The organism is Candidatus Enterococcus murrayae (assembly GCF_017315985.1).
GTDB lineage: Bacteria > Bacillota > Bacilli > Lactobacillales > Enterococcaceae > Enterococcus_A > Enterococcus_A murrayae.
Genome location: NZ_JAFLVR010000027.1, coordinates 107,668 through 113,783, shown reverse-complemented (window position 1 = coordinate 113,783; position 6,116 = coordinate 107,668). Strand labels below are relative to the sequence as shown.

At 41.1% G+C, this 6,116-nt stretch carries 4 protein-coding genes; 2 read left to right on the top strand and 2 right to left on the bottom strand.

The features are described 5' to 3' along the window. Positions 1–62: 62 nt before the first annotated feature. A complete protein-coding gene (locus tag JZO85_RS12300; protein ID WP_207108828.1) occupies positions 63–2,615 on the bottom strand; it encodes a metallophosphoesterase in 2,553 nt (850 codons plus the stop codon). A gap of 5 nt (positions 2,616–2,620) precedes the next feature. Continuing rightward, positions 2,621–3,856, bottom strand: coding sequence for a class I SAM-dependent methyltransferase (locus JZO85_RS12295; RefSeq protein WP_207108827.1), 1,236 nt, complete (start codon positions 3,854–3,856; stop codon positions 2,621–2,623). A gap of 108 nt (positions 3,857–3,964) precedes the next feature. On the opposite strand from JZO85_RS12295, the gene JZO85_RS12290 reads away from it, so the two are divergent. After that, positions 3,965–5,167: a WYL domain-containing protein gene (locus JZO85_RS12290; RefSeq protein WP_207108826.1), complete on the top strand. Its 1,203-nt coding sequence runs from the start codon at positions 3,965–3,967 to the stop codon at positions 5,165–5,167. Between the two features lies 1 nt (position 5,168). Then, on the top strand, positions 5,169–6,095 hold the full coding sequence (locus JZO85_RS12285) for a WYL domain-containing protein (protein ID WP_207108825.1): 927 nt from the start codon (positions 5,169–5,171) through the stop codon (positions 6,093–6,095). The last annotated feature ends 21 nt before the right edge of the window (positions 6,096–6,116 follow it).

The following is a 6,116-nucleotide window of genomic DNA, read 5'->3' as shown; positions in this document are numbered from 1 at the left end:
GTGTGCCTTTGTTTAGGAAGCATTGCGTGTTTTTATTTTCAAACTTATTCCTCCTACTTCACTTAAAGTCTTGGATCTAACCCAACTTCCTTGTCCATTTCAAACAATAAATTGGCTAAAAGATTCAAATAATCATTATTCTTCGCTGTCAGTTGAATGGTAGGAAGCTTTAATAGCTCCTGAGCAAGCTCATACTCTTTGATCGACGTTCGTAATTTACGGAAAATATTTTTTCCTTGAATCAGTTTTTGATATTGGTGCGGACTGCGATAAGTAAACCCATAAATCAGTGTTAAATACGCTTCATTTCGAACCTTCAAAAAGGGTGCGACATTCTTTTTCTGATGCTCCGGCTTGATAACAATTCCTTCCATTTGCAGTTGCAGGGTCATTTGATCAAAATAATCTTGGGCCTGCTCCTCAGCATTTTCCGACCGAATATCTAACAGCAAGTATTCATCTTTGTTTAGAAATTGATAGATTTCAGATGTGGCTTGGTTCACGACAGCTTCTTCCATATTTTGATAGATGATTTTCAGCAAATCAAAGGGCTTAAAATGCAATGGCGCTTCTTTTCCATAAAGTGCGATCTGCTGTTTGTACAAATCTAAGGCTTTCTCTTGATCCTGCAGCGGTACTTGATGAGGGGATGCCTTCAGCCAGCCTCTAAACTGGCGTGCTTGATGATCGCCATATTTTTTTGCCAACTGCTTTTTAGATAGATGATAGCTGTCTGCTTGGAAATCTGAAGCCGCTATTTGACTGCCTATTTGTTCAAACAGCTCAGGAAATTTGCTCTCCTTCAAAAAATTAACTTCTGTTTCGATTCCTTTAGCAACTGGTAAATACTCCAAATTGATTAAATTTTCACCCATCGCCCGCCATGGCAATAACTCACCATCCAGCAATAACATACGGATCTTATTTTTCTTCATGTAATCTGAAAATTGTGCCTGCAGCTCAGCAAAAACACCTTCAATTTCCGGGACTCGAATCTTGTAGCCTTTACGAGAAATCGCATAACAATCCTCTAGCTTATCAAACAAATAGACATTTGCTCGAGAACCCATATATTTTGGTTCCAACACGACCTGTTCAACACCTTGTTGACGATAATAGTTCAGTGCTTCTGACAAAGACTCTAAGTCATTTTGATCACTATTCGCTGCGGCTGGCGCCATCGTCCCCGATAAATACTGCACTTTATTTCTCACCATATGGAACAGTCGCTTACGTTCCTTATCAGGTAGTCTCTCCCATGAGTGCAATTTAGGCCGTGAAAATAAATTCGGCAGCGCCTCAGTTGTTGTTTGTTCCGAAGAAACTGAAATCAACGCATTTCCTCTGCCGAACAGCTTAATCGCACTTAGCTTATTGCCATAAGCGGCTCCTGTATCGATTCCATATTTATTTTTTATACGGTAGCTTTCCTTTGCGGCGATGTGCCCAAATACATGAACAGGAAGATTGTACATACTTTCTTCTTCCAGCCATTGAAGCTGCTCTTGGATTGATTTCTCACGATTCAAGCGAAAATTTCGTTGATTTCGCAGTGAAACACTATCCATTTTTCCAAGGTATTGCTGATGGCATGGTGCATGGGTAACAATAAAGGACTGCTTTTCATCCCCGATTCGTCGCAAAAATGGCTGGCTTCGCTCTACTAAATGATTGAATTTTGCCAAAGCTGCCGGCTCTTTCTTCAGGCAAGCGATTGATGTAAAATGCTGGTCAATCGTTTCCTGATCCGCCCCTTTAATCTCCCCTTTTAGATAGCGATAGACGAAATTTTCATGATTTCCCAATACCAGTTGGAAATACTGCTGATTTCGATAAAGAAAATCAATGGTTTCAGTCGTTTGCTTGCCTTTGTCAATCCAATCCCCAAGCAGGATCAAAGAAAATGGTTGCTTCGCTGAAATCGTCATCTCCTCGCCAGTCACCTGATAACCCAACTTCGATACGATTTTTTTCAAATCCAAGAGTGACTCATGAACATCTCCGATTACGGCGTAGTCCTGTTGATTAGACAATAACGTAGCTAAATAGGCTTCCTTATCGTCAACCTCCACACTGATTTTTTTAAAATCCTTTTGTTTGATTCGGTGAATTGCCGCATAGTCTTCTTTTGCCAGCTTTGGCAATACTTCCCGTTTCAAGCGATCTACGTGTTTGGTGATTAATACCTTTGAACGTTCAGACGCATAAAAGTCTTCTCGCGGATAATCAAAAACAACTGCCTCTACACGATACTGTTTCTTGTCCGCGATCGCTTTGATTTCCTGACGAAAATCTTCTCCCAAGCCAATCGTATCAATAATCACGAATTCCGCATTGATCGGATAGCTGGTTAAAAACTCCAGTTTAGCGCTCAAGTAGGGAAAGGCAACGCCCGAAGCTTCCATCATACTCGCCGCATATTTGTCATAGTCTCGACCTAGTAATTCTCGTCGCATGTCATCAGAAGATAGATGATGGATATTGGCTTGGAAATTCTTCTGGTCATCTTGAAAAGCCAGCTGCGGCATCAATACTTCCTTAGTGAAAGTTGTCTTGCCTGATTCAGTTGGTCCGATCAATAAAAAGATCGTATGGACTTTAGTAGTAATTTTCATAGTATCTATTCCTTTCTTTCGATCATCGCACCTTGTGTTGTCGCGATCCCATTGACTTGATCTCCTGTTGTGAAAAACTGAATCGAAAATTCAGAACCGACCGTTGCTGATATCCATGTCTGAAAATCAAGTGCTCTCAGCTCAAATTTGTGGTCTTCATGGCGAAATTGTTTTTCCGACAATCCATAAAAACCGTTAAAATCTTTGTTAGGCGTGGACAAAATCAGCCGATGGAATGGCTGATTCAGCAAACGTTGCAACAACGCTGCCGCCTCTTCCAAAGACATATGTTCAATGACTTCCATTAAAAGAATATCCCGGTCTGCTTGAGCTGGAACTTCGTCTAAAGAAGGATATAGAGTTACATTAGCCAGTCCCATTCGTTCACCGCGGTCTTTGGCATAAGCTAAAACCTCTGGGTCAATATCCACACCAATGTATGAATCGACCTTTTCGGCCATTCTAAAATAGGCTCCGCCGCCGCAGCCGACATCCAAAATATCGTGCTTCATATCCAGAAGCTCCCTTACCTTTTCAATTCGCGAATAGCCCGTTCCGCGATAAGAAAAAATAATTTCTTCGCGGCCGTTTTCTTCTAGCGCTTCTTTATAATTGAAAAACGTTTCCTTTTTGTACATAAATTTTCGAACAAATAGGTTTCTCAAATAATAGGGTGCTTTAATAAATTGAAGTGCTTCGATTCCTCGTTGGATCAGTGATTCGCTTTCGTCTAAAAACGTACTGCTTTCCTTCGCTAAAAGCAACAATACCAGGTGCGCGCCTTGAAGCAATCGTGAAAGCGAATCACTACTCATCTTCATTTGATAAAAGCCGTCCATTAATACTTCTTGCGAGATTTCAAATTCCGGTAGTATCCGACAGATGGATTGCAGCAATTCCAGTTTCTTTATTTCTACCATTGAAAGGATCAGCTGATTAGACGATTTTTCCGCTTCAGCGGTTTTCATAGCCGACTTCAAGTATTCTGTCATTAGCGAGAGATAGACCTGCGGCGCAGAATACTGCTTCACATTCAAATAGTGCTGCTGTTCTTCCCTGGTTGAACGAAAGGACAAATTCGTTCCATAATCTTGAAAGTACATGCAATAGGTCTGCGGTGTTTCATACCAGCCAAAGCTCGTTCCATTTCGAATTTCACGCAGCTGCATCCCGCCTTCAGGATGTTTTTTGATTAATTGAGTAAATTCCGGATGATCGGAAGTAAGTGTTAAGATTGCCATGTTTGTTCCTCCTTGTGTTTTCTTGTCCTTATCTTAACCAATTCATAAAAATAGTTCTTTTAAAAAAGGGTGCGAACTTGATACAATGAGAAAAATAAGGAGAATTAAATGGCTAAAAAATTTCAAGAACTAGTTAAGCAATTTTCTACATTACGAAGCTATACGCGAGAATTTTTGATTTACGGCTTTAAAAGTCGAGAGGAAATCACTCTTTCCAGTCCCCGCACCTATGACAACGAGCGCCGTCGATTAGAGAGCCTGCTTCATGACTATATCGAATCGCAAACTGTCAATAATAAAAAAATCTATCGTCTAGTTTTGCCGGCAAATCAAGCCGATAATCCGCTGCATATCCTATGGCAGACGAAATCCTTTACCCGCAATGATATTTTTTTGCATTTCGTGATTTTAGATATTTTGACACAGGAAAACGCGTTCACTGTCAATGAGATCGTTCAAGCCATCGACGGTTACCTGTCCCTTTTCGACGATGATTATTTGATCGACAGCCTGACGATTCGCAACAAGCTGAATGAATATGCTCAGATGGACATTTTACGAAAGGAAAAGCAAGGAAAGCAATGGCTGTATGCCGTAAATCGCCGAACAGAATTTACCGCAAAGCAGCTGCAGGCGATTCAATTCTATAAGGAGACAGCGCCCGTTGGTGTGATTGGTGATTTTTTGCTCCAGCGTTACAATGCGCCCTCTTCACCATTTTGCTTCAAACATAAATTCGACAATCAAACCTTAGACAGCGAAATCCTGCTCTTCCTATTACAAGCCATCAAACAAAAACGACGAGTAAAGCTTTTCAAAGCAAATGGAGTCGAGATCCGTTTGACACCCTTAAAAGTTTACTCCAGCAGTGAGAGTGGGCGGCAATACCTCGTTGGTCTGCATTCAGGTCAATTGTATTCATTGCGGCTGGATTATTTAGAAAGCGGGGAGCTATTGAATGAAGCTGAACAGTTTTCTCGAGGACAAGAACGATTGACTGCGGCTGAAGCAACCTCCTGGAACTGCTCATTCACCGCTCGTAGACCAGTTAGCTATGAAATCCTGCTCCATCTGCCTGAGCACTATTTGTATCAGCGGCTGCTGCGGGAAAAACGTCAAGGAACAGTCGAAATGCTGGAAGGAAATCTGTATAAATTTTCGATTAAGCTCGTTGATCCCCGCGGTATGGAGCCTTGGCTGCGCACATGGATGGGACGAATTGTTCGAATTACTTCCACGAATCGCACATGGGAAAATCAATTTTGGGCGGATGTTACAGAACTGAACAGTCTTTATGGATTGGAGGAATAAAATGGAGCTTTTTTCAGAAGTAAACAGTCTCTACTATCAACTGATGACGAAAGCATTGCAGACAGAAACACTTGCGCAACAGCAACAGTTATTGGATCAAGATGGTTTTAAAGAGACTCCCTTTGAAATGGTCGACTATTTGAAAGATGATGAGAACAGCTGGCATTTATTAAAGAATCACCGCTCAATCCTGAATCATCCACCACAGCCATTTCCTTTAACGAAATTAGAAAAAGCCTGGCTGACGGCAATCCAACAGGAACCCAAATTTCGTTCTGTTGGTGAACCCTTTGACTTGGAAGAAGTCGAACCGCTGTTTGATTGGCAGGATTATCAATATTTTGATCAGTTTATCAGTGAGGATCTGTTCGATGAAGACTACGAAAAAGTTATTCAGCAATTACTAGATAGTATTCAACAAAAGGAGCTTGTGGTATTAGACTATCATTCAGTTAAAAAAAGGAACGCGACTAGCCATCTTTTTCAGCCTTTAAAACTTGAGTATTCTATTAAAAACAATAAATTTCGCGTCCTAGGCAAGCGCAAATCCGGAAAAAACTGGAAGCCGGTCGTTTTTAATTGTTCAGATATTCAGAACATTCAAGTCAAGGAACCCTTCGTGGCTAATAGCGAGCCAGTACATTCCAAGCTTTGCTCTATTGTTTGCGAACTAAAAGATGAACGCGGTGCGCTTGAACGCGCGACCTTCCACTTTTCAAATTATCGTAAGATCCTTGAGCGATCAGATAATACGTTTTATCGCCTAACGATTTTTTATGAAAAGAAAGATGAAACGGAGCTGCTAATTAATGTCTTGTCTTTCGGTGCCCGCATGAAGGTCATTGAACCGAATCATTTTGTAGACTTGATTAAGCAGCGGTTGATCCTGCAGCAGCAACTTAACAACAAAAAGACGTTCGAAGCATAAGAGAAATGCTTCGAACGTCTT